This is a genomic window from Streptantibioticus ferralitis, assembly GCF_029223525.1.
Taxonomy (GTDB): domain Bacteria; phylum Actinomycetota; class Actinomycetes; order Streptomycetales; family Streptomycetaceae; genus Streptantibioticus_A; species Streptantibioticus_A ferralitis.
In genome coordinates, this window is the sequence record NZ_JARHTQ010000005.1 from 209,797 (window position 1) to 234,364 (window position 24,568).

20 protein-coding genes are annotated in these 24,568 nt (G+C 69.9%); all 20 read left to right on the forward strand.

Going from position 1 to position 24,568, the window contains the following annotated elements:
* Window positions 1–1,689: a S1 family peptidase gene (locus tag P2L57_RS10130; RefSeq protein WP_275811617.1), complete on the forward strand. Its 1,689-nt coding sequence runs from the start codon at window positions 1–3 to the stop codon at window positions 1,687–1,689.
* Window positions 1,686–3,938 (forward strand): tetratricopeptide repeat protein, encoded by a 2,253-nt coding sequence (locus P2L57_RS10135; RefSeq protein ID WP_275811619.1) that lies wholly within the window; start codon window positions 1,686–1,688, stop codon window positions 3,936–3,938. The genes P2L57_RS10130 and P2L57_RS10135 overlap by 4 nt, the downstream gene beginning before the upstream one ends.
* Before the next feature lie 123 nt (window positions 3,939–4,061).
* Entirely contained in the window at window positions 4,062–5,423 is a 1,362-nt protein-coding gene (locus P2L57_RS10140) for a vWA domain-containing protein (protein WP_275811621.1), read from the forward strand.
* A complete protein-coding gene (locus P2L57_RS10145) occupies window positions 5,420–6,358 on the forward strand; it encodes a GlnX family signal transduction membrane protein (protein WP_275811623.1) in 939 nt (312 codons plus the stop codon). Before P2L57_RS10140 ends, P2L57_RS10145 begins: the two co-directional genes overlap by 4 nt.
* On the forward strand, window positions 6,355–7,632 hold the full coding sequence (locus tag P2L57_RS10150; RefSeq protein WP_275811625.1) for an ABC transporter substrate-binding protein: 1,278 nt from the start codon (window positions 6,355–6,357) through the stop codon (window positions 7,630–7,632). The genes P2L57_RS10145 and P2L57_RS10150 overlap by 4 nt, the downstream gene beginning before the upstream one ends.
* A gap of 108 nt (window positions 7,633–7,740) precedes the next feature.
* A complete protein-coding gene (locus tag P2L57_RS10155) occupies window positions 7,741–9,591 on the forward strand; it encodes a glycoside hydrolase family 15 protein (RefSeq protein WP_275811627.1) in 1,851 nt (616 codons plus the stop codon).
* A gap of 147 nt (window positions 9,592–9,738) precedes the next feature.
* Window positions 9,739–10,761 carry a GlxA family transcriptional regulator gene (locus P2L57_RS10160; RefSeq protein ID WP_275811629.1) on the forward strand — a complete coding sequence of 341 codons (1,023 nt, stop codon included), beginning with the start codon at window positions 9,739–9,741 and terminating at the stop codon, window positions 10,759–10,761.
* Window positions 10,758–12,470: a thiamine pyrophosphate-binding protein gene (locus P2L57_RS10165; protein WP_275811631.1), complete on the forward strand. Its 1,713-nt coding sequence runs from the start codon at window positions 10,758–10,760 to the stop codon at window positions 12,468–12,470. The genes P2L57_RS10160 and P2L57_RS10165 overlap by 4 nt, the downstream gene beginning before the upstream one ends.
* The gene (locus P2L57_RS10170) at window positions 12,442–13,095 is read left to right on the forward strand and encodes an SRPBCC family protein (protein ID WP_275811633.1); all 654 of its coding nucleotides are present in this window, start codon (window positions 12,442–12,444) and stop codon (window positions 13,093–13,095) included. Before P2L57_RS10165 ends, P2L57_RS10170 begins: the two co-directional genes overlap by 29 nt.
* Window positions 13,092–14,108 (forward strand): 3-oxoacyl-ACP synthase III family protein, encoded by a 1,017-nt coding sequence (locus P2L57_RS10175; RefSeq protein ID WP_275811635.1) that lies wholly within the window; start codon window positions 13,092–13,094, stop codon window positions 14,106–14,108. Before P2L57_RS10170 ends, P2L57_RS10175 begins: the two co-directional genes overlap by 4 nt.
* 115 nt (window positions 14,109–14,223) lie before the next feature.
* Window positions 14,224–15,552 (forward strand): PucR family transcriptional regulator, encoded by a 1,329-nt coding sequence (locus tag P2L57_RS10180; protein ID WP_275811637.1) that lies wholly within the window; start codon window positions 14,224–14,226, stop codon window positions 15,550–15,552.
* Between the two features lie 277 nt (window positions 15,553–15,829).
* Complete coding sequence (locus P2L57_RS10185) at window positions 15,830–16,816, forward strand: 3-oxoacyl-[acyl-carrier-protein] synthase III C-terminal domain-containing protein (RefSeq protein WP_275811639.1); 987 nt, start codon at window positions 15,830–15,832, stop codon at window positions 16,814–16,816.
* Window positions 16,817–16,863: 47 nt separating this feature from the next.
* On the forward strand, window positions 16,864–17,784 hold the full coding sequence (locus tag P2L57_RS10190) for a diiron oxygenase (protein ID WP_275811641.1): 921 nt from the start codon (window positions 16,864–16,866) through the stop codon (window positions 17,782–17,784).
* Entirely contained in the window at window positions 17,774–18,034 is a 261-nt protein-coding gene (locus P2L57_RS10195) for an acyl carrier protein (RefSeq protein ID WP_275811643.1), read from the forward strand. Before P2L57_RS10190 ends, P2L57_RS10195 begins: the two co-directional genes overlap by 11 nt.
* A complete protein-coding gene (locus tag P2L57_RS10200; RefSeq protein WP_275811645.1) occupies window positions 18,031–18,966 on the forward strand; it encodes an aminoacyl--tRNA ligase-related protein in 936 nt (311 codons plus the stop codon). Before P2L57_RS10195 ends, P2L57_RS10200 begins: the two co-directional genes overlap by 4 nt.
* On the forward strand, window positions 18,963–20,066 hold the full coding sequence (locus tag P2L57_RS10205) for an SDR family oxidoreductase (protein WP_275811647.1): 1,104 nt from the start codon (window positions 18,963–18,965) through the stop codon (window positions 20,064–20,066). Before P2L57_RS10200 ends, P2L57_RS10205 begins: the two co-directional genes overlap by 4 nt.
* Window positions 20,063–20,650, forward strand: a complete 588-nt coding sequence (locus P2L57_RS10210) for a ferritin-like domain-containing protein (protein ID WP_275811649.1) — start codon at window positions 20,063–20,065, stop codon at window positions 20,648–20,650. Before P2L57_RS10205 ends, P2L57_RS10210 begins: the two co-directional genes overlap by 4 nt.
* Entirely contained in the window at window positions 20,647–21,522 is an 876-nt protein-coding gene (locus P2L57_RS10215) for a 4'-phosphopantetheinyl transferase superfamily protein (protein ID WP_275811652.1), read from the forward strand. The genes P2L57_RS10210 and P2L57_RS10215 overlap by 4 nt, the downstream gene beginning before the upstream one ends.
* 90 nt (window positions 21,523–21,612) lie before the next feature.
* The gene (locus tag P2L57_RS10220; protein WP_275811654.1) at window positions 21,613–23,907 is read left to right on the forward strand and encodes an MMPL family transporter; all 2,295 of its coding nucleotides are present in this window, start codon (window positions 21,613–21,615) and stop codon (window positions 23,905–23,907) included.
* Between the two features lie 24 nt (window positions 23,908–23,931).
* A complete protein-coding gene (locus P2L57_RS40150) occupies window positions 23,932–24,555 on the forward strand; it encodes a methyltransferase family protein (RefSeq protein ID WP_275811656.1) in 624 nt (207 codons plus the stop codon).
* Window positions 24,556–24,568 lie beyond the last annotated feature (13 nt).

Below are 24,568 nucleotides of genomic sequence, written 5' to 3' on the forward strand. Positions count from 1 at the left end.
ATGGGGGACCAGGGGGAGCTCCCCGGCAACTTTGGTGCCAGGCCGCCGGGTTGGGCGGTACGCGTCCGCCGTGACGACGGGTCGATCGCGGGGGCGGGCATCTTGCTGGCCGCGGACCGGGTGCTGACCTGCGCCCATGTCGCGCCCATGGACCAGCGGTTCACCCTGGAGTTCGTCGGGGAACCGGATGCGGAGCCGGTACGGGCCGAAGTGCTACCCGACTGCTGGGTTCCGGAGACCCTGGACTCGGACGGGGATCCCAGCGGAGACGTCGCCCTGCTGCGGCTGGCCGAACCGCGGCCGCGGGTGCGGCCCGCCTCCCTCTACCGGCTGTCCCCGACACACCGGACCGCCCATATGTACGGCTTCCCGAAGGACTACAGCGGCGGCATCTACTTCCGCGCCAATGTCGTCGGCGGTACCGGCCGGGACGGCCAGGTCCAGCTCAGCCCCGTCCGCCGCAACGAACTGGTCCGGCCGGGGTTCAGCGGCGCCGGGGTGGTGGACGACCAGACCGGCCAGGTCATCGGCATGGTGCTCAGCCGGGTGCGGGAACGGGACGGCTCGGGCTTCTCGTTCATGAGTCCCACCGAGACGATCGTGCAGCATCTGCCGCGGGTGGCGCAGTGGACGCACGGGCTGTCCGCGGTCGACGAGTCGCTGGTGTCCGGCAACGGTGAGGAACCGCTCGACCAGCCGTTCGCGGAGCGGTTGGCACGCTGGTTCGAGGGGCACGGCCGCCCGGTGAAGATCAGCGTCGTGGCCGATGAGCGCGGCCCCCGGGCCGCCACGTTGCGCCGCGCCATCAAGCTGGCCGACCGCGAGTTGCGCAGCAGCGCCTCGACCGGCCAGGCATCGCAGCACCCGCCTTCGACCATCCCGCCCGCGGGCGGTCTCGACCTCGCGGTCGACGCCACCGACCGCACCGTCGCGGAGGTCGCCGAGCGGATCGCCGCGCGGACCGGGCTCGGCGTACGCGCCGGGCAGGCCCCCGCCGACCGGATCCGCGCCGGCGCGGTGACGCTCAGCATCGTCGTGGTCGGGGTGGACCGGGCCGCCGACCCGGCGGCGCTGCTCGAACTGCTGGGCGTACTGGCCGAGCACGACAGCCGACTGCTGCTGGTCTTCCGGGACCCGCACACGGCCAGCCGCCACCAGGCCGAGTCCGAACTCGTCGTACGTCCCTGGCGGGAGCGGCTGACCCGGCTGTGCGAACGGTTGGCCGAGATCACCGATCGACTCGCCGGTGAACTGCGTGAGCGGATGAGTCAGGTGGTGTCCGACACCCGCCGGGCCACCGACGTGCTGGTCAAGGCGTACGCCTTGCGCGAGCATGTGAGCCGGCTCGCCGACCCGCCCCTCGACCCGGAGCAGGCGGTGGATCTGGCCCCCTACGAACGCGCCGCCGCGCGGGCGGTCACCCGGCTGAACCAGATGATCGAGCACCTCGACGAACTGATCCGGCAGCGCGAGGAGTTGCGCGGCAGGCTCAAGTCCTACCAGGTGCTCGCCCAGGAGGGCTCCGACCGGGAGGACCTGGAGGGGTCGGCCCGCTATCTGGCGGCGTACCACCTGCTGTACCGCGCCCCCTGCGACATCACTGCCGCGCAGGCGGCGGTGGACCGCTACACCCGGTACGTGGACGGCCTGCCGGACCAACCAACCGAGGTGGGTGGTGAAGCGCCATGACCTCGTGCGAACACCCTGCCTGCGAGGGCCGGTTGATGGCCACCGGCTTCTGCGACACCTGCCGACGGCGTCCACCACGGTCCGCCGTGCCCGCCCAACGGACCGCCGCCGACCGGCGAGCGGCCGAGGCCGCCGGCTCCGCCACGGATGACCACGGCGCCGTCCTCGACCGTGATGGGCTGCTGGAGCTGCCGACGGTCAGCCCGCCCGACCCGGCGGACGTCATCATCCGCGACCCCCAGCCGCCCACGCACGGGCGGCGCTGCGGCGCGGACGGCTGCACCGAGTTGATCGGCATCGGCTACGGCAGACAGCCCGCCCGCAGCCGGGGCTTCTGTCCCAGGTGCGGTACCGCCTACTCCTTGGTACCCGAGTTGCACCCCGGTGACCTGGTCGACCACTACCGGGTGGTCGGTTGCCTGGCATGCGGCGGCCAGGGCTGGATCTATCTGGCCGAGGACATACGTCTGCAGGGCCTGCGCGTCGTCCTCAAGGGGCTGATCAACACACGTGACGAGGTCTCACATCGCAGCGCCGCCGAGGAGCGCCGCTCCCTGGCCACGCTCCACCACCCGGACATCGTCAGCGTCATCACGGACGTTCAGCATCTGGGCCCCGGCGCACGGGAGCCGACCGGATACATCGTCATGGAGTACATCGGCGGGCGTTCTCTGCAGCAACTCCTCGAATCCCCAGGCCTGGAGGGAATCTTCGGCGGCCCGATGCTCTTCGACCATGTCATCACCTACGGCTGCAAGATCCTCGGGGCACTGGAGTACCTGCACGGCCGGGGACTGCTGTACTGCGACATGAAACCGGCCAATGTGATCCACTACGACAAGGAGATCAAGGTCATCGACCTGGGCGCGGTGCGGCGCGTCGACGACCACGACTCCGTACTGGTGCACACGGAGAAGTTCGCGCCGCCGAAGGCGGAACGCGACCGGGGAGACTTCGACGTCGACACCGATCTGTACACGGTCGCCCGGACCCTGGAGTACCTGGCCGAGCACGCGGTCCCCGCCACCGGGCTGGCCGACCGCTCGTTCCGGCTGGTGATCGACCGGGCGAAACACCAGGACCGCACGGCGCGCTTCGGCTCGGCCGCGGAGATGTCCCGGCAGCTGTGGGAAGTACTGCGGGAGAACCGCGCGCTGGCCCGTCATGAGCAATACCCGGAGCGCTCCACGCTGTTCACCCCCACCGCCGTGCTGTTCGGCTCCCGGCTGGGGGCGGTTCCGCCGCTGAGCCACTGGACCGAGCGCACCGGCGGCCAGCCCCTGCGGCTGGACATCGACCCGCCCGACCCGGTCGAGGCGGCCCGCGGGCTGCCGATCCCGATCCCGCGCCCGGACGATCCCGCCGCCCCCCTGCTGACCAGCCTGGCCGCGGACAACCCGGAGCGCATCGAGGAGCGGGAGAACGAGGATCGCGGGTTCCAGACGGTCGAGGTCGCGCTGTGGCTGTGCCGCGCCTACCTACAGCGCGGCGAGCCGGGGCAGGCGGACCACTGGCTGGGCGAGGCGACGAAGCGGTTGGGGCCGGATGCCGCCGGGTACGACTGGCGGCTCGCCTGGCACCGCGGCGTACTGCGCCTCGGCAGGCGTGACGTCAGCGGCGCCCAGGAGGAGTTCGGCGCCGTCTACGGCACGGTGCCCGGGGAGTACGCACCCAAGCTGGCCCTCGGCTACTGCGCCGAGTGGCGGCGCAAGGACGAGTCGGGGGCGGATGCCAGGTCCTACTACGAGGCGGTGTGGCAGCGCGACCGGTCGCAGGGCAGCGCGGCCTTCGGGCTGGCCCGTGTCCACCTGCGCCACGGCGACCGGGCGGGCGCCGTCGGGATCCTCGACCAGGTACCGAAGACCTCCCGGCACTACGACGCGGCCCGGATCGCCGCGCTGCGGGTGTACGCGGGACTGCTCGCCGACCGCGCGCCGACCGTGGACCAGCTGCGCGAGGTGGTCGAGCGGCTGCCGGAACTCGACCTGGACGGCGGCGAGGCGGACGGCGAGTCCCGGGAGCGGCTGGTGGCGGAGATCCGGGAGACCGTGTTCGCGTCCCGCCCGGTGGCCGGCTGGGGCGAGCGGTTTCCCGGTGGCCGGCTGTTCGGCCCGGACGGCACCGACAGACAGCTGCGCGAGCTGCTGGAGGAGTCGTTCTGGAAGCTGGCCGGGCAGGCGAGGACCGCGGACGAGCGCGCGGAGCTCATCGACCGGGCCCACGGCATACGGCCGATGAGCACGTTCTGACGGGCAGTTCCAGCACCTGAGGAGGCGAGGAGTACGGACACGGCCGGTACGGATCGCGAGTGCACCGTGGATCTGGCGCTCAGTCAGTGGAAGTTCCTCTCCGTGCGGGCGAGGGACCACGGCATGCACGCCATCTTGACGGTGAAGGTGAGCGGGGCGGCCGGGCTGTCCGGTGCGGCCGGTCTCGCCGAGGTCCTGGTGGTGGACTGCTCGGACTCGATGACCTGGCCGCAGTCCAAGTTCCGAGCGGCCAAGAACGCCACCGCCGCGGCGCTGCGGCTGCTGCCGGACGGTACGCGCTTCGCCGTGGTCAAGGGCACCCATGTCGCGGAGATGGCCTACCCGGACACCGCGTCCATGCCGGTCGCCGGTCCCGACCGGCGGGCCGCGGCACAGGAGAGGGTGCACGGCCTGGTCGCGTCCGGCGGCACCGCGATCGGCACCTGGCTCGACCTGTCCCGAGAACTGCTCGACGGCCAGGCCGCGCCGATCCGGCATGTGCTGCTGGTCACCGACGGCAAGAACGAGCATGACGAACAGCGCCCGCTGGACGAGGTACTGGCGGCCTGCGAGGGGCGGTTCATCTGTGACGCCTGGGGCATCGGCGACGGTTGGAACGCTCACGAGCTGATCCGTATCGCGAGTCGCCTGCACGGCAAGGCCGACGCCGTGCGCGAGGAGTCGCAACTTCCGGTCGCCTACGAGAAGTTGATGCGCGACATGCTGGCCAAGGCCATCCCGGAGCTGCGGATCCGGGTGACCGCGATGCCCGGAGCGCAGATCCGCTTCTTCAAGCAGGTGTACCCCACCGAGATGGACCTCGCGAACAGCGGCCACCCGTCCGGCGATGGGAGCGTCGAGTACACCACCCGTGCCTGGGGCGACGAGTTCCGCCGCTACCACGTGTGTCTGTCCGCCGACCCGGCCGACCAGTTGCGCGAGGAGGACCTGCAGCTGGGCTTCGTCGAAGTGGCCGCCGGCTCGGCGCGGTTGCGGTACCCCGAGCCCGTGCCCATTGTCGTCCAGTGGACCGACGACCCGGTGGCCGCCACCCGGACGGACCGTCAGGTCGACCACTTCGACCAGTGCGAGCAACTCGCCAGGACCGTGGAGCGGGCGTACCAGGCCTTCCGGTCCAAGGACCGCGAGCAGGCGCGGCAGGAACTCGGGACCGCCGTCGCACTCGCCCATCAGCTGCGAGACGACCGCCAACTGCGCCAGCTGGCACGGCTGGTGGACATCGTCGACGGACCGGCGGGCCGGGTGCGGCTTCGCGCCGAACTCGCGGACATCGACTTCCAGCACCTCATCACGGCCAGCACGCACAGCACCTACGGGCCGGATCCCGAACCTCCGTACGACCCGGGCGACTTCGGCTCGGGCGGCTCGACCGCCACCCGGTCCTGCCCCGACTGCGACGCCCTGTCCCCCGCCCACGCCGGTCACTGCACCGGATGCGGTCGCGGGTTCCGGGAGCGGCCGTGAGCACCACCCGGCGCGATCTGACCCGGCGGCTCCAACTGCTGCTGGCGCTCACCGTGGTGGGTACCGCCGTGCTCTTCGCGTCCTACCAGGGGGTGCACAGCGACGCGGGCGCGCTGCGCACCACCAGCAAGACGGCGGTCCTGGCGGTGGACACGGCGGAGTACGCGCTGAACCAGGCGCAACGGGGGGCGGGTTCGGGGGCGGCCGACAGCGATGACTTCCAAACCCAGGTGTCGGTGGCGGGGCAGAGCCTTTCGCAGGCCGCGGCCAGCAACGTCCGAGGGCTGGAGGGCAGGCAGACCCTGCAGACGGTGGCCGGGCTGATCGTGGTCTACACGGGTTGGGTGCAGAAGGCGGACCAGGAGCCGCAGGGCTCGATCCTGCGCACCGCCTATCTCGGCTACGCCCGCAGTGTGCTCACCAACAGTGCGGGCACCGGCATCATCGACCGCCTCGACCAACTCCAGAGCCGCCAGCTCGACGAAGTGCGCCGGCAGTCGTCCTTCGGCTGGCCGCTGTGGTTGGGGTGGGGCGCGACGCTGGTGTTGTTCGCCGCCTTGAGCGTCGGTGTGCTGGAGGCCCAGTTGTTCCTGCGGCGGCGGTTCCGGCGCCGGTACAACCGCCCGCTGGTGGCGGCCACCGTGCTGCTCGCCGCTCCGCTGGTACTCGGGCTGTTCACCTGGCAGACCCATGCCGCACTGGGAAGGGCGCACACCGCGCTGCTGGCGAAGGCACACAGCGCACTGCCACCGAGGCCGTCGCTCACCGCCTCGGACATCAGCGACGCCGAGGAGAGGGTGGGCCGGGACATGCGGGGCACGGCCTTTCGTACCGCCACCGCCTACGGGATACCGTTCGGCGGCGCCATGGTCGCGGTCCTGGTCTTCTGGGGGCTCCAACCGCGCATCAGCGACTACGGGTTCAGGTCCCGATGAGCAGGCCGGAGCCGCGGACGCTGGCCATAGTCGCCGTGTGCCTGGCGCTGGTCGCCGGAGCCGTGGTCGTACTGAGTTCCCTCCGGCCCCAGCCGTCCATCACGGTGCTGGCCAACTGGAGCGGGGACAACGAGGCGCTCTTCAGGACGTCTGTGATCGCCCCGTTCGAGAAGAAGTACGGCGTCCACGTCATCTACCAGGGGACCACCGCGGAGAGCCAGGTGCTGAAGGCCGATGTGGAGGCCGGGACCCCGCCCGACATCGTGGTACTGCCCGGCCCCGGCGAACTGGCGGACTACGCCCGGATGGGAAAGCTGCAACCGGTGGAGGACCTTGTCGACCAGCGGGGTTACAGCCAGGGCAGACAGACCTGGATGTCGCGGCTCGATGTCGGTGGCGGAGGTTCCCACAACTACTGGTTCCCGCTCAAGACAGACCTCAAGAGCATCGTCTGGCACCCGTCTTCGGTGCCCGGCGACCGCCTGACGGCCGCGAAGACAGCATCCCGCGACTGGTGTCTGGGCATGGGCTCCGACGCGACCTCCGGCTGGCCGGCCACCGACTGGATCGAGGACATCCTGCTGCAGCAGTCGGGCTGGCAGGTCTACCAGCAGTGGGCGACCGGCAGGATCCGCTGGCAGGATCCGCATGTCGAGCAGGCGTGGCGCACCTGGCAGCAGATGGTGGGCGCCGGACAGAACGCACAGACCGAGCGGGCCCTGAGGAACGACTACTCGGCCGCTTCGGCGGGCGTGACCGCCAATCCGCCGATCTGCCGGCTGGAACACCAGGCCTCGTTCATCCGCACCGACCCGCCCTGGAGGAACGGGAAGGGCGACTTCGTCGCCTCCGCGCAGCTCATCCCGCATGCGCGGCCCTCTCGCACCTGGGAGGTCTCCGGTGACCTGGCGGCCATGTTCCGCCGCACCACGGGCACCGCCGACTTCGTCAGATACCTGGCCTCGAAGGACACCCAGCAGACGTGGAGCCTGCAGCAGCACGGCTTCTCCGCGGACACCGACGTGCCAGTCAGCGCCTACGGCGGCGACCAGACGACACACAAGCTCGCCGAGACGCTTCGCGACTCGACGGCGGTCCACTGCTTCGACGGATCCGACGCCATGCCGCCGGCGATGCGCGATGCCTTCGTGCAGGCCGCGCTGACCTTCCTGGCCCGCCCGGACACCCTCGCCACCCAGCTCGGCACGCTCGACGCCGTACAGCGCTCCCAGCCGAAGACCACCTGGCTCCAGTCGGTGTGCGACCGGACCTGACGGACCAGGTCACTGCGCGGTGTGCGCCGCCCGCACCGGACGCGTCGCTGCCGGTACGGCGGTATACAGGAAAGGGCGGGGTCCGCGCGTCCCTGAGGAGGGGTGCACATGCAACTCGTCACCCAGAGTGGATGTCCCGACTACACACCGATAGAGGACCACGGGATCATCGGCGATCTGCACACCGTGGCCCTGGTGGGAGACAACGGCACGATCGACTGGTGCTGCCTTCCGCGCTTCGACGCGCCCTCGGTGTTCGGCTCGCTGCTGGATGCCAAACGCGGAGGCTCCTTCTCGGTTTCGGTCGCGAAGGCCGAACGCACCAAGCAGATGTACATGCCGGACTCCAACGTCCTGCTGACCCGGTTTCTCGCCCATGACTCCGTCGCCGAGCTGTACGACTTCATGGTTCCCGACCACCCCTCGTGCCCCAAGGCGTGCGCCCGGCAGATCATCCGCCAGGTCAGGGTGCTCAGGGGACGGGCCGTGGTGGAGATGCGGTGCCGACCCGCGTTCGACTACGCCCGCGCGCCGCACCAGGTGCACACCGTGGAGGGTCTGGGGGCGGTGTTCACCAGCCCCGTCGGCACCTTGGCGCTGCGGTCGTCCGCGCCACTGCGGATCGAGGGCGACGCGGCGCTGGCGACGGTCGAGTTGGAGCCAGGGCAGACCCTGGAGTTCGCCATCGAGTGGGGTGGTGAGCTCCGCCCGATCGGCGACCCGGAGGTCTCCCGGCTGCTGGACTCCACGCTGGCCTACTGGGACGGCTGGCTGCGGCACTCCCGCTACCAGGGCAGATACCGGGAGATCGTGGAGCGCTCCGCCCTCGCGCTGAAGCTGCTGGTCTACCAGCCCAGCGGGGCACTGGTCGCGGCGGCCACCACATCGCTGCCGGAGGCACCCGGTGGGGGACGCAACTGGGACTACCGCTACACCTGGATCCGCGATGCCGCCTTCACCCTGTACGCGCTGATGCGGCTCGGCTTCACCGAGGAGGCGGCGGCCTTCATCGACTGGCTGCGGCGCCGCTGCCTGGAGGTCCCGCCGGACTGCGGGCTGCAGGTGCTCTACGGCATCGACGGCCGGCCGGATCTGCCGGAGACCGTGCTGGACCACCTGGACGGCTACTGCGGATCGCGGCCGGTACGGATCGGCAACGCGGCCGCGGGACAGCTCCAGCTCGACATCTACGGCGAGTTGATGGACTCGGTCTACCTCTACAACAAGTACGGGCAGCCCATCTCCTATGAGTTGTGGGAGGCGTTGAGCCGGCAGCTGGAGTGGTTGGAGAAGCACTGGGAGGAGCCTGACGAGGGGATCTGGGAGGGGCGCGGACCGCGCCAGCGCTTCACCTACTCGGCGTTGATGACCTGGGTCGCCTTCGAGCGGGCCCAGCGCATCGCACGGCAGCGCGGAATGCCCGCCCCCATCGAGCGCTGGCGGGACACCGCGGCGGCGGCCTACCGCCATGTCCAGGAGATGTGCTTCGCTCCGGACCGCGGGGCGTACGTGCGCTACCCCGGCAGTTCGACGCTGGACGCCTCGCTGCTGGTGATGCCCCTGGTGAAGTTCGCCGCCCCGTCGGACCCGAGGTTCCTCACCACCGTGCGGCGCATCGAGGAGTACCTGGTCAGCGACAGCCTGGTGCACCGCTACCGGGTCGACGGCAGCGACGGCTTCAGCGACTCGGAGGGCACCTTCAACCTGTGCTCCTTCTGGTACGTCGAGGCGCTCTCCCGTGCCGGACGGGTGGGTGAGGCCCGCTATGTCTTCGAGAAGATGATCACCCAGGCCAACCATGTGGGCCTGTACTCCGAGGAGATCGGTCCGGCCGGCGAGGCGCTCGGCAACTTCCCGCAGGCCTTCACCCACCTGGCGCTGATCAGCGCGGCCACCAATCTGGACCGTGCGATCAGGAACCACCCAGGCCCGCCCGCCCGGCACTGCCACCGGGTCTGACGGGCGTGACCTCGCTCACGCCCGGCTGATCGAACGCCCCGTCAACCGCTGCTCAGCAGCGGCTAGTTGGCGTTCGGTCAGCGGTTTGGCAGGAATCATCAACAGACTGTCATTGCGGCCGTCTCCGGTCGCATACACGCTGTGATCGTGATCCAGCGACGTGTGGTGGTCGTGGTCTACTCCGGCGTGCAGGCGCTGGATGTCACCGGGCCCATTGAAGTGTTCGACACGGTGAACCGCCGGTTAGCCGATCAGGGGGTCGGCTACCGCATCGAGTGCGTCTCCGCCGAGGCGCCCCTGGTGCGGACCTCCGCCGGGCTGGTGATCGAGGCCGCGCCGCTGGACGAGGGGGCGGGTCCCATCGACACCCTGCTGGTCCCCGGCGGCTGGGGCTTACGGGAGGCGTTGCGGGATCGGGAGTTGATCTCGTGGATCGGCCAGGCCGCGGCCCGGTCGCGCCGGGTCGCCTCGGTGTGCGGTGGGGCCTTCCTGCTGGCCGAGGCGGGGCTGCTGGACGGTCGGCGGGCCACCACGCACTGGGCGTACTGCGAGCAGTTCGCCCGCCGCTATCCGCGGGTGACGGTCGACTCGGGGCCGATCTTCGTCTGGGACGGCCGCTATGTGACGTCCGCGGGAGTGTCCACCGGCATCGACATGGCCCTGGCCCTGGTGGAGGCCGACCACGGCGCCGCGGTGGCGCTGGAGACGGCCCGGTACCTGGTGCTGTTCTTCAAACGGCACGGCGGGCAGTCGCAGTTCAGCGCGGTGCTGGACGCGCAGTTGGCCGACCGGCTGCCGATCCGGGCCGCTCAGGAGTGGGTTCTGGGGAATCTCGAACACCCGCTGCCGGTAACGGAGTTGGCGCGGCGGGCCAGTATGAGCCCGCGCAACTTCGCCCGGGTGTTCCGCCGTGAGGTGGGGACGACGCCGGGCCAGTACGTCGAGCGCATGCGGATCGCGCGGGCCCGCGAGCTTCTGGAGACCACCGAGCTGCCCGTCAGCCATGTCGCCCGGCGCTGCGGATTCGCCGCCGCCGAGACGTTCCTGCGGTCGTTCAACCGCGCCGTGGGGCTCACCCCGGGCGAGTACCGGCAGCGCTTCCAGGTCCTGACGCCCGCGGGTGTCATCGTCGCGCCGGGCCACAGCGGCCATGCGGAGGTGGGCTTGTGACCGCGGCCGACCAGGTACGCCTGGTCGACTACCTGGCCGCGGAGTTGGGCCGAGCCGGGATGCGGTACGTCTTCGGTGTCGGCGGTGCGAACATCGAGGATCTGTACGACGCCGTGCACGGCACCTCGGGGGTGGTGCGTGGCGTGGTGGCGAAGCACGAGTTCTCCGCGGCGACCATGGCGGACGGCTACGCCCGCGCCACCGGCCGGATCGGCGTGGTCGCCGCCACGTCCGGCGGCGGGGCGATGAACCTGGTGCCGGGGCTGGCGGAGGCGTACGCCTCGCGTGTTCCGCTGCTGGCGCTGGTGGGGCAGCCGCCCACCGGGCTCGACGGGCGCGGGGCGTTCCAGGACTCCAGCGGCAAGGGCGGCTCCTTCGACGCGGCGGACGTCTTCGCGCCGGTGTCCCGGTTCTGTGCGCGGGTGACCGAACCGGAGGCGTTCCCTGGGCTGTTGGCGCGGGCGATCAGCGCGGCGCGCAGCGATCCCAAGGGCCCGGCGGTGCTGCTGCTGCCCAAGGACGCGCAGCAGGCGCTCCTCACGGCGCCCAGCACACGGGTGGCGGCACCGGAGCCCACGGCGCCGCGGCCGGATCCGTCGGCCCTGGATCGCGCGGTGCGGCTGCTGCGCGGCGCGAACCGCGTTCTGCTGATCGCCGGGGAGGGGGTGGCCGCGGCCGGTGCGCGGTCGGAGTTGGCCGAGCTGGCGGGGCGGTTGGCGGCGTGGGTGGCGGTCAGCCCGGACGCCAAGGACGTGTTCGACAACCGCGACCCCCGGTTCGTCGGAGTGGCCGGGGTGATGGGACATCAGAACGTCGAGGACTGCCTGCGGCGGGCCGACGCCTGTGTGCTGGTCGGCACCCGGCTGCCGTTGATGGCACGCGGCGGTCTGGACCCCGCGTTGCTGGGCACCCCGGTGGTCTGCGTGGACCCGGAGCCGCCGTTCGTACCCGGTATCGCGCTGCCGGGGGACCCGCGCGCGACGCTGCGTACGCTCGTCGACCGGCTGGAGCGGCGGCCGCGGGTGCGACCGGCGCATGCCGGTCCGCGGCCCTTGACCGTGCCGCGGCTCGATGCGGCCGCCACGTCCTACGCCGATGCGCTGGCCGCGATCGGGGCGGCGCTGCCCGAGGACGCCCATGTCTTCGTGGACGCCGGGAACATCGGGGCCAGCGCCATCCATCTGCTGCCCGCGCCGCGCGACGGCCGCTTCGTGGTGGCGGTGGGCATGGGCGGCATGGGCTACACCTTCGGTGCGGGCATCGGCGCGGCGCTCGCCACCGGACGCCGCACCTACGTACTGGCCGGGGACGGCGCGTTCTTCATGCACGGCATGGAGGTGCACACCGCGATCGAGTACGCCGCTCCGGTCACCTTCGTCATCCTCAACAACAACGCGCACGCCATGTGCGTGACCCGCGAGCAGTTGTTCCAGGGCGGCGCCCGCGCCGAGAACGTCTTCCGGCCGTCCGACATAGCCGCCGGCGTGGCCGCCATGTTCCCGGGCCTTGAGGTGACCCGGGCGCGATCCGCCCGCGAACTGCGCCAGGCACTGCTGTGCAGCAACACCAGTGCCGGTCCGGCCCTCGCCGCCATGGACTTCGACCACCGGGAAGTCCCCCCGTTCCTTCCCTTCCTGACCGCAGCTGGTCAGGATTCCGTCCACACCGAGGAGAGCACAGATGACCGCGGACCCCTCCACGTTGGCTGACATCCCCGGGCTGATCCGAGTGGAGAACACCAGCCCGCAGGAACTGGCCGCCCACTGCGCGCGGATGACCCAGGAGGCCTATCCGCACGAGCAGGTCTACGGGCGGTACTGCACCATCGAGGAGTACGTCGACTGCCCGCCGGAACAGGTCTACGACTACCTGCGCCAAGGACACCACCTGGAGGAATGGACCTGCAGCCTGCGGGACTTCGGGCCGACCGGGACCCCGGGGCTGTGGCTCGGCCGCGACCTGCTGGAGCCGGGCACCGGCATCTACTGCAAGGTGGTGGCCAACTCCGAGGCGATGACGGTGGATTACCACTGCGCCTGGGACCAGGCCGAAACACTGTGGATGGTCTATCTGATGCGGGTGGTCCCGGCGTCACTGGTGCTCGGCAAGCCGGGCTCGGTCATCACCTGGACCAACTGCCGCCATCCGTACTACGACGCCAACCCGTACCCGGAGCGGGCACCGCGCCCGGACCGGCGATGGGTGGGCGAGTACTGGGACCTGTTCTACGCCGGTCACACGGTGGAGATGCACAACCTCAAGGCGATCCTGGAACACCGCCATGGACACGGCCTTCCGGTCAGCGTGCCGCCGGTCCGGGCGGTGGCCCGGTGACGTCGGTCAGCCTCACCGATGTGTCGGGCTACCTGCCGGGCGAGCCGGTGCCCGCCGAGTTCTACACCGGCTACCCCGGTGCGGAGGACAAGCTGCGGGACAGCCCGATGTTCAAGGTTCCGCCGTTCCGGCACCATGTTGCCGCAGCCGAGACCAACGTCGACATGATCGAGCGTGCGGTCCAGCCGCTGATCGAACGGCACGGCCGGAACGCGATCCGCGGCGTGGACGTACTGCTGGTGCACAGCCAGCTGCCGGACGTGCCGTTCGTGGGCGCGGGCACCGAAGTGGCCCGCCGGCTCGGGATGGCCCCCGAGTGGCTGGTCGACGTGGCCAACGCCGGGTGCGCCTCGTTCGTCCATATGCTGGGGCTGGCCCGGCAGATCCTCACCACCACGACGGCGAAGACCGCCCTGATCTGCAACGCGCAGAGCGCCGCGGGCCAGTTGTTCACCCAGTCCGAGGTGCGCGGGCTCGCCCAGGCCGCGATTCCGGGCGACGGCTGCGGCGTGGGATACGTCACCGCCTCAGGCCCGAGTCCCGTGCTGGGCGTCCGGGTCCGGCACATCGCCGAGTACGCGGGTGACATGACGATGGTGCGCGACGACGGCCGCCGGTACTGGGAGCCGGGCGAGGCACAGCTGCGGATCGGCTTCACCGAGACCGGGGTCAGCAAGGTGCTGGACCGTGGCAACCGGCTGGTCCCCGAAGTGGTCACGGAACTGTGCCGACAACTCGGCAGGGACACCGCGGACATCGACACGCTGGTCACCAACCAGCCCAACAGGATGTTCCTGCGCAACTGGCGGGACGCGTTGAAGCTGCCGCCCGAGCGCCATCCGGACACCTTCGACCGCTGCGGCAACCTCTTCGGCGCGGCCATCCCGATCACGTTGGACCACGCCGTCCGCTCGGACGGGATCAGCGACGGCGCGCTGGTCGTCCTCGGCGGCTTCGCGCACGCTGGGGACTTCGCCGGGGCGGCGGCCATCGAGTGGCACACCGGCGGATAGCCGACGTGGCGCTGGCCACATCAGCCATGAACTTTGGGCAACCCTTTCGTCACGCCTCGTAGTCTACGAGGGCGACCCGTCGATGTTCGGCGGGCCATGGCGCAAAGGAGCACAGATGTCGGTACCCGCGCACATCGCCTCGGTACGGGCGATCACCTCCGCCACCGCCAACGACGCGCAGGGCCAGTCGGACGTGATACCCATGCCTCGTGCCCGGCCGTCGGACGGGCATGAGACGGTGGTCCCGGCCCTGGCCGAGATGCTGATCCGGCAGGCCCCGCAACTCATCGAGCAGCTCATGGAGTTGGCCGCGAGCCGGGATGTCGAGCACTTCCAGCAGTTGTCCGCGGCCGACATCCGCCGCTCGCTGCGCGAGCATGTGCTGGGCTTCCTGCGGTTCCTCGCGGACAAGCCCACGGCGGACGCCGATCCGCTCACCGTGCCCATGTCCTGGGGCCGGTACCGTGCCCAGGAGGGGGTGCCTCTGGAGTCCATGCTCCGCGTCCACCGGCTGGCCGCGCGGTTACTGTGGGAGAAACTCTTCGACGGGGCCCGGGCCAGGTCACCGGAGGTGCTGCAACGGCTCCTCGACGAGAGCGGACCGGTGTGGGACGTACTGGACAGCTACTCGCTGGCGCTCGTCGAGGGGTACCGCTCGGCGGAGTCGGACGCCCGCCGCCAGGACGCGGCACGCAGGGACGCGCTGTTCGACGCACTGATCGAGGGGCGCGGCGTCGAGCCCGCGGTCGCCGCGGAGGCACGGGTCGCGCTGGGCCTGCCGACCCGCGGCCGGTTCGTGGTCGTCGCACTGGACGCGGACACCGGCGGCTCGTCCCGGACGCTGTGCTCCGCCCTGCCCGCGCACGCCGTGCAGGCCGTCTGGCGGCTGCGTTCCGACCGGGAGATCGGCGTACTGGAGTTGGGGCGCACCCCGCTGCGGCGGTTGGTCGACTGGCTCTCCGTCGATCCCGGGCACCGGGTGGGGATCTCCGGCGAGGTCGACAGCCTCGCCGACATCGCCACCGCCTACCACTTCGCCGAGACCGCGCTGCAGACACTGCGCTACGGGACCACCGGGGTGGCGGCCTTCGACGACCGGCTGTTGGAGGCCTTCGTGGTGACCAGTCCGCACGTCGCCCAGCGGCTCGCCCGGCGCGCCTTCGGCCGCCTGCTGGACTGCCCGCCGGATGAGCGGGACGTACTGCTGACCACGCTGGACGCCTGGTTCCGCTGCGGATGTTCGGCCGCCAAGGCCGCCGAGCGGCTGCACTGCCATCGCAACACCGTGCTCAACCGGCTGCGCAGGGTGGAGGCGCTCACCGGCAGCAGCCTGGACGACGACCGCTATCAACTCGCCTGCCAGATGGCGCTGGTGGCGGTGCACACACTGCCGCTGACCACACCCGCGCGGACTTCGGCGCAGACTTCGGCGGAGACCGAATAGTCCGGCCGGATCCGCTGGTGGGTGCAGATGTCACGCAACCGCTTGTTGTGCTCGGTGCACAGTCGGGCCCCAGCAATCCGCAGCAGGCGGCTATCGACGCGGCAGGGAGCCAGACGGAAGCATGGAGCAGGGGGCGCGAGGGCGCAAGGGTTTGACGCCCTCCACCGGAAGACCATGGGCTTTCCGGTGAGCCTATACCGATGGTCCCGTCCGCGATGGAGCAGACGGTGCGACCGCGGCAGGCACATGGTTCGTTACGGGGGGCTGGGAGTTGTCAGTGACGGATGTTTTCGTCGACTCGTTCGTCTACTCGCTCGGCGAACGCAAGATACACGTCAATGAAACGGCGGCGGCCGGCCGGTTGATCTCTTCCGCGCAGGACCTTGAGTCCGCGGGCTTCCGCTGGCATCACGTGTGCGAACCCGGGACCACCGCCTACGACTTGGCGAAGGCGGTCACCGGAGAGCTCGCCGACTCCGATCGGCTGGGCGACGTGGACGCCATCGTCTACGCCACCTGTCTGCCGCTGAACGGCAACGCCGGTGACCCGCGGGAGTGGGAGCGCACCAGGGACGTCAAGTACCTGATGGACTTCCCCGCCAGTCGGCTGCAGGCCGACTTCGGGCTGCACAACGCCGTCGTCATCGGTCTCAACCAGCAGGCCTGCACGGCCATGTTGGGCTCCGTCCGGCTGGCGCAGGCGATGCTCCAGGTGGAACGTGACTGGAACCGGGTGCTGTGTGTGACGGCCGACCGGTTCCCCGAGGGGGCCAAGTACGAGCAGGCGTACAACCTGATCTCGGACGGCGCCGCCGCATGTGTGGTCAGCCGCCAGCCCGCCGCCTTCCGACTGGTGACGGTGCATCAGATAACCAATGGCGGGCTCGGCCAGGCCGGTGACGACGAGACGGTGGGCAGCTACTTCGCCTACACCCACCGACTGGTCCGGGAGACCCTGGAACGTGCCGGGCTGACCGCCGCCGACCTCGACTGGGTGGTCACCCAGAACACCAATGACAAGGCCTGGCAGATCCTGGCCCGGCTGCTGGGGGTGGGCTTCGAGAAGGTTTTCTTCTCGTCCATGCCCGACGTCGGCCATGTCATCTCCGCCGACAACATGGTCAACCTCGCGGAGCTGCTCGCCACCGGGCAGGTGTGCCCGGGCCAGCGCATCGCCCTCATCATGGCCGGCTTCGGGTTGAACTGGCAGTGCGTGATCCTCGAGGCCACCGAAGCGGTGGCCACCGCCGCTGCCCGGGACTGACCCCGGGACCCCGGACACCCGCCACCCCTCCATCGTATGAGGACCGCTTGAGTACTTCGAACGTCCCGAAAGCCCAGCTGGCCGAGGCGCTCGCCTCGCTCGGCCCCACGGTCAGCAGGCTCAGCCATCTGTCACAGCGCTCATACCAGAATCCGTACACCGAACTGCAGGTATGGCCGGCGGAAGTCCGGCCGGAGCAGGAGTGGTTCAGCAGCCCCGAGTATCTGAGCCTGTACGGCACGGAGTACTGGGAGCGGTTGGACGAGCCCACTCGGTGCCGCCTGGCCTTCCATGAGGCCGCCAACTTCTACAGCCTCAACATCCACGGTGAGAAGTCCCTGATGCAGGGCCTGGCCGAACGGCTGTACCGCAAGGACCTGTTGGATGTGTCCGAGTACCTGCACCACTTCCTGGACGAGGAGAACAAGCACAGCATCTACTTCGGTGGCTTCTGCACCCGGTACTCACGGGTGTACCGCAGCCGCCAGTTCTCCTTCGAGGAGTCCCATGACTCCCGGCCGCGCGACATCGAGGACTTCCTCTTCTTCGCCAAGACCATGGTCTTCGAGGAGATCGTGGACAACTACAACTGGGTGCAGTCCAGGGACTCCCGGCTGCACCCGGTGGCCCGGTTCATCAACCACAACCACCACTTCGAGGAGTCGCGCCACCTGATCTTCGGCCGCCGTCTGGTGACGGCGCTGTGGGAGGCGTGCGCCCCGTCCTGGGGCGAGGACACGGTGGCGGAGCTGCGCGGCTATCTGCGGCAGTACTTCACCGCCTCCTGGCGCGAGTACTACAACCCCGACGTCTACGCGGACGCCGGACTCGAAGATCCGTGGGAGATCGCCGAACGAGCATGGTCCGCACCGGCGCAGCGGGAACACCGCCGCGAGGTGTCGAGGAAGGTCGTCGGTTTTCTCATCTCGACAGGCATTCTCGACAAGGAGCCCGCCGATGCGTTCTGAGCAGGAGATTCGTGACAGCCTGCGGTCCTGGGTGCTCACCAAGGCCGCTGACCGGGACAGTGCCGCGATCACCGACCAGACCGCCCTGTTCGAGGAGCGGTACCTCAGGTCGGTGCATCTGCCCGAACTGCTCCTGCTACTGGAGAGACTGCGCGGCGCACCGATCGATGTGGAGGACCTGAATCCAGGGGACTTCCGCGACATCGACTCGATGGTGCTGCGGTTCGGCAACGCCGGAGCGACGCCATGACGGCCGCACCGGCGCCGGCCGTCGATCCGGTACGGTCGGCGGAGCTCGCCCAACTCGGCCTGTCCTGGCAGCCATCCGGTCAGGCGGCGCTACGCGGGCCGCTGCTGCGGCTCGCTGAGGAGTGCGACCGTGCCTTCGTCACACTCGCCGGGATCTGGCAGGCCGACGAGGAGCGGCATCCCGCGTCGCTGCCCGCCGAGCGCCTGCAACGGGTCGACTACCTGCGCTCGTTCCCGCACCAGGCGACCTTCGCCGCACGGCTGGCTCCCGAGGAGCCGAACCTCGACGCGTTCCTGGACGGCCCGGTCCTCGACGAGGGCGGCACCATCGCCGTCACCGAACTGGCGCCGGTCTCCCAGGTGCTGACCCCGGCGGCCTGCTACCACGTCTTCAGCGACCACCTGGGCGAGTCGTTCGACGGACCGCGCTACCTGACGACCCGTAACACCTGCTTCCGGCACGAGCGGTACTACGTACCACTGCGCCGGTTGAGCAGCTTCACCATGCGGGAGGTCGTCTGCCTGGGCACCAGCGCCGAGATCGTCGACTTCCTGCAGCGGGCCAGGGCGGCCCTCGACGCGTTCTTCGAACTGGTCGACCTGCCGCTGGAGTGGCTGACCGCGACCGACCCGTTCTTCCGGCCGCGCGCCAATCCGCGGTACATCATGCAGCGCGTCGAGCCGGTGAAGCACGAGGCCACCTACGGCGGTGATCTGGCCATCGCCTCGATCAACCGCCACCACGACCATTTCGGCGTCAACTTCGAACTGACCCGGGGCGGAGAACCGACCCACAGCGGCTGTGTCGCCTTCGGCATCGAACGCTGGCTGTTCGCCATCACCGACCGCCACGGCACGGACCCCGCCGGCTGGCCGAGGCTGGAGGACGCCGCGACCAAGGTGCGGTCAAGCCTGGGGGGAGGCAGGACATGAGGGGAACCACGCTCATCACGGGCGCGGACGGCTATCTGGGGCGTCGGCTCACCGCCGCGCTGCTCGCCGACGGCGACGACGATCTCATCCTCGCCGTGCGCGCCAAGGACAACGCCGAACTGACCGCCAAGCAGGACCGGTTGGCCCGGCAACTCGGTCAGGACGCGGTGGGCCGGACGAGAGTCACCGCGGCCGACCTCTCCTTGGACGACGCGCTGCTGGACATCGACACCCGGGCGATCACCCGTATCGTGCACGCGGCCGCCGTCACCCGTTTCAACGTCGAGCGCGACATCGCGCAGCGCGTCAACGTGGACGGCACGGTGCGGCTGCGGGCGTTCGCGGCGCGCTGCGACAATCTGCAGCGGCTGGCCATGCTGTCCACCCTGTACGCGGCGGGCCGCCGACGCGGCGACATCCACGAGGAGCGGTTCGACGACGCCGGTTTCGTCAACCACTACGAGTGGTCGAAGTGGGCCGCCGAGGACCATGTACTGGACGCCGTCGGCGACCTTCCGGTCTCCGTACTGCGGCTGCCGACGCTCATCGCCGACGACGACAGCGGCCAGGTCACCCAGTACAACGCCTTTCACAACACCCTGAAGCTCTTCTACTACGGGCTGCTCTCGCTGCTACCGGGGGACGGCACGACACCGCTGAGCCTGGCCACGGCGACGTTCACCACCTCGGCGGTCACCAGGCTGCTCGATCCCGCGATCGCCGGCGGCATCTACCACATCTGCCCCGACCCGGCCGACACGGCGACGCTGGACCAGCTCATCGACATCGCCTTCACGGTCTTCGAGCGTGACGCGGGCTTCCGGCGGCGCGGGTTGATCCGCCCGCTCCCCTGCGACCAGGAGAGCTTCGAGGATCTGCTGGACGCCGCCGACCTGCTGCGCGGCGGCCCGATCCATCAGTCGCTCTCCTCGGTCTCGCCGTTCGCCCACCAGCTGTACCTACCGAAGACCTTCCGCAACGACGCACTGCGGGCCGCCTGGCCCGGCTACGCGGCCCCCGACCCGATCGCGCTGGCGGAAACCACCTGCATACGGCTCATCGAATCAAAGTGGGGCCGCCGGACCCAGGAGACACCGTGACGCTTTCCGAGAACGACCTGTGGCTGCTCAGCTTCTACCGCTCCTCCGAGATCAACGGCGCCCTGTTCTTCGGCCGGGTCGCCCGTACCCTGCGCGGCGGCCCGCTGCAGGCCGATGTGACCCACCACTTCGCCGACGAGGCCAACCACGCCAAGTACTGGACGCGCTGCATCGAGGACCTCGGCTACAACGCCGAGAAGCTGTCCGGCGCCTACCAGGACCAGTACCTCGAAGCCGTCGGACTGCCCGCCAACCTCATGGAGGTCATGGCGATCACCCAGGTCTTCGAGAAGCGGGTGATCGGCCAGTACCACCGCCACCTGCGGGCGCCGGACACCCATCCGCGGGTGCGGCAGACCATTGAGACGATCATGGAAGACGAGCGCTGGCATGTGAAGTACGTACGCGACGCGCTGCAGGAGATGGCGCAGAAGTACGGCCAGGAGCTGATCGACGACACGCTCGCCCGCTTCACCGCGGCCGACGAGGAGGTCTACGCCAAGACGCTTGCCGAGTACGGCGAACGCATCGTCTTCCTCGGCGACGGACCTGTCGACCTCAGCGTTCCCGCCGCCGAAGTATGACCGTGCGGGTGCTCGCCGTGTGGACGCGTCAACCGCTGGTCGTGGACGCGCTGACCTCCCGGGAGCGGGAGCGGCTCGCCGCCCTGCCGCAGCGGGTACGGCGGCAGTGGCTGATCTCGCGGCACGCCCTCCGGCTGCTGCTGGGCGTACTCGGGCTGCCGCTCGACACGACCCGGTACGCCTTTCCGCACCGCCGGTTGTCGCTGACGCACATCGAGGGGGCGGCGGTGGCGGCGGGCGCGGTGCGCGACACACGGCAGTTGGCGGGCGTCGGGGTCGACCTCGAAACCGACCGGGAGGCGCGGGTGGACACCACTCGCTTCTTCCTGGACGAGCGCGAGCGGTCCTGGCTCGCCTCGCTCCCCGACACGGCGAGGGCCACCGAGCAGTTGCGGCTGTGGACGGTCAAGGAGGCGCTGTTCAAGGCCGATCCGGACAACCGGCACACCGTGCTGCGCGACTACACCACCCTCGACGCGGCGGCGCACCGCGGCCGCGCCCGCACGCGGCAGCACCGCGAAGCGGTCTTCGGCTATGCGAGCACCCGGCTGCGCGACGCGCAGTTGTCCATTGCCGCGGCGTTCCACGGCGAGACCCGCACACCACAATCCATCGCACCAGGAAGAGAGACACCCGTGCCATCCGTGATCACGTTCGACGAGGTCGCCGACCGCATCAGCTCCACGCTGTCCATACCGGTGGAGAAGCTGACCCCGCAGACCACCCTGCGGGAACTCGCCGCCGACAGCTTCCTGCTGGTCGAGATGGCGGTCGACCTGCAGGAGGAGTTCGACACCATCTTCACCCAGAACGAGCTGCGTGAGATCACCACGCTCGGCGAACTCGCCGGGCTGGTGGGCGCGAAGGTCTGACCCGGACCGTCTCGCCTCCTCCCGCCCACTGGGCTCTCGCCCGCCGCAGTCCCCTACCCGCCGGATTCCCCCCTCTCACCGGAGCTAGGTATGTCGGAACGTCTGATCCGCGTGATCGAAAGATTCCGCTGGCCGCTGCTGGCCGTATGGCTGGTGGCGCTGGTCGCCGCCGGGGTGGCCGCGCTGCCCATCGCCGACCGGCTGAGCGGCGGCGGCTGGTACGTACCCGGCTCCGGCTCGCAGAAGGCGATCACCGCCACCCAGTCGGGTTTCACCGACCGCGGCGCCAGCGATCTGACCCTGGTGGTACGGGACGAGCGCAACGCGGCCGGAACCCCGGCGTTCGACCAGCGGGTGGGCCAGGCCATGCGGCAGGTCATCGGCGACAAGCGGCTGGAGGCCAAGGGGAGTTACGGCTGGCTCAGCCTGTCGCCGACGTCCCGCGGGCAGTTCGTCGGCAAGGACCGGCACACCGCCACCACCCTCGTCGGGCTGAAACTGGACGACGGTACGGCCCGTCGCGTCCTACCGGATGTGCAGAAGGACATCGACCACCGCTTCGCCCCGCAGGGGCTACGGGTTTCGCTGGTCAGCGCCGGAACGCTGTGGGGAGAGATCAACACACTCAGCCAGAAGGGCCTGCAGACCGCGGAACTCATCACGTTCCCGCTGCTGTTGGTGATTCTGCTGCTGCTGTACCGGGGCATCGCCTCGGCGGTGGTCTCCTTCGTGGTCTCCGCGACGGCTATCGTCTTCACCCTCGGGCTGATGTCCGTACTCGCCCAGCACTTCGAGTTGTCCATCTTCGTGGAGAACGCGGCCACCATGATCGGCCTGGGGGTGAGCGTCGACTACTCGCTGTTCGTCATCTCCCGCTACACCGACGAACTCTCCCGCGGGCGGGATCGTACGGCCGCGCTCGCCGCGACGTTGCGCACCAGCGGCAAGACCGTCACCTTCTCCGGGCTCATCGTCATCCTGGCCATGTCCAGCCTGTTCCTGGTGGACCTCAACGTCATCCAGTCGATCGCGCTGGGCATCCTCGTGGTGGTGGCGTTCGCGGTGCTGGCCGCCGTCCTCGTGCTGCCGCTGGTCCTGCTACTGCTGGGAGATCGGATCCTGTGGGGCCGACTGCCCATGCAGCGGCGGACGCCCGAGGAGCAGGGGCGCCGCTGGCGCAGCGTGGCACGGCAGATCATGCGCCGGCCCGTGCTGTTCCTGGTGGTGGCGATCGCCGCCATGCTGGCGCTCGCCTCGCCGTCACTGTCGTTGCGCACCTTCACCCCGGACGCGCGTATCGTGCCCGAGTCGTCTCCGGTCCGCCAGGGATACGACGCGATGCGCGAGCAGTTCGGGCCGGGCACCGCCTCGCCCAACGAGGTCGTCATCACCTCGGACACCCCGCTGAACACCTCGTCGGACAGCGGGCGCATCCTGGCGCTACGGGACCAGTTGGCCAGGCTCCCGCACGTCACCGGCGTCAACTCGCCGGTGGACGCGCTACGGGCGGTCAGCCCCGGTCGCCCGTTCGCCGCGCTGGACAGCGCGGCCTTCAACCGGCTGCCCGGCGACGCCCGGGTCACCATCGACCACTTCGTATCCGCCGACCGACGCACCATCGTGCTGGAGGTCATCGCGGACGACTACGCCTCCAGCGCCCCGTCCCGCGACCTCGTCACCGCCATGCGGTCCACCGTGGACACCCTCGGTGCGCCGGGGCTGCACGCCGTGGTGGGCGGCGAGACCGCGGAGGGCATTGACGCCAACTCCGCGATCTCGGAACGGCTGCCCGCGGTGGTCGCGGTCATGCTGGTGGTGATCTACCTTCTGCTGCTGATCACCTTCCGGTCCGTACTACTGCCGATCAAGGCGATCCTGATCAACCTGCTGTCACTCGGGGCCACTTACGGCGCCCTGGTGCTGGTGTTCCAACACAAGTCCGGCGCCGGCCTCTTCGGCTTCCAGGAGTTCGGCTATCTGCAGAACTTCGTTCCCATCCTGCTGCTGGCGATCCTGTTCAGCCTGAGCACCGACTACGAGGTGTTCCTGCTGCACCGCATCCGCGAGGAGTACGACAGCGGGGCGGACAACACCACTAGCGTGGCCAACGGCATGGCCCGTACCGCGCCGTTGATCTCCGGTGCTGCCGTGCTGATGGTCGCGGTCTTCGGCGCCTTCGCCTTCACCGGCATCATGCCCATCCAGCAGCTCGGGTTCGGCCTCGCCATCGCCATCGCGCTGGACGCCACCATCATCCGGCTGGTCGTGGTGCCCGCCGCCATGCAGCTGATGGGCCGCTGGAACTGGTGGCTGCCCGGTCGCCCCGACCGCCCCTCCCCCGTCGTCAGGACCCAAGAGTCCGAAGAGTCCGTCGTCCGGTCGTAACCGCCAGAAAGGATCCACCCTCACGTGGATGACTCCGCCCTTCTCCTGCTGCTGCTGAACTTCATCTTCATCGGTGCCCTGCCACGGCTCTTCTTCCGCTCGGACGGCACCTTCAATCTGAAGTGGTGGCTGACCGCCGCGCCGTTCTTCCTGTGCCCGCTCTACGTCGCGGCGGCGCTCGCCGTCGGCTGGCAGCCGTTCGTCTCGGGCAGCCTGCTCACCGGACTGACGCTCGTCGCCGTGCTGTTGAGCGTGGGTTCCATCGCCCTGATCTTCATGACGCTGGGCACCCACCGCATTCCGCTGGCGCTGTGGCACCAGGAGAACGACGCACCCCGGCACATCGTGACGTACGGCGCCTACCGGCGGATCCGGCACCCCTTCTACTCCTCGTTCCTGCTGGCCTTCCTGGCGAGCCTGTTCGCCTTCCCGCACTGGGGCACGCTGGTGTTCGCCGTCTACGGAGTGGTGTCCCTGAACACCACTGCGGCGCGCGAGGAACGGCGTCTGAGCTCCTCCGAGTTCGGCGCGGAGTACCGCGGCTACATCACGCAGACCGGCCGTTTCTTCCCCCGCCTGGGCAGGATTCCGGCCGCGGCGCAGGCCGCTCAGCCGGTGGAGAACGCCGCTCAGGTCATCGAGCGATAGGACGGTTCCCGAC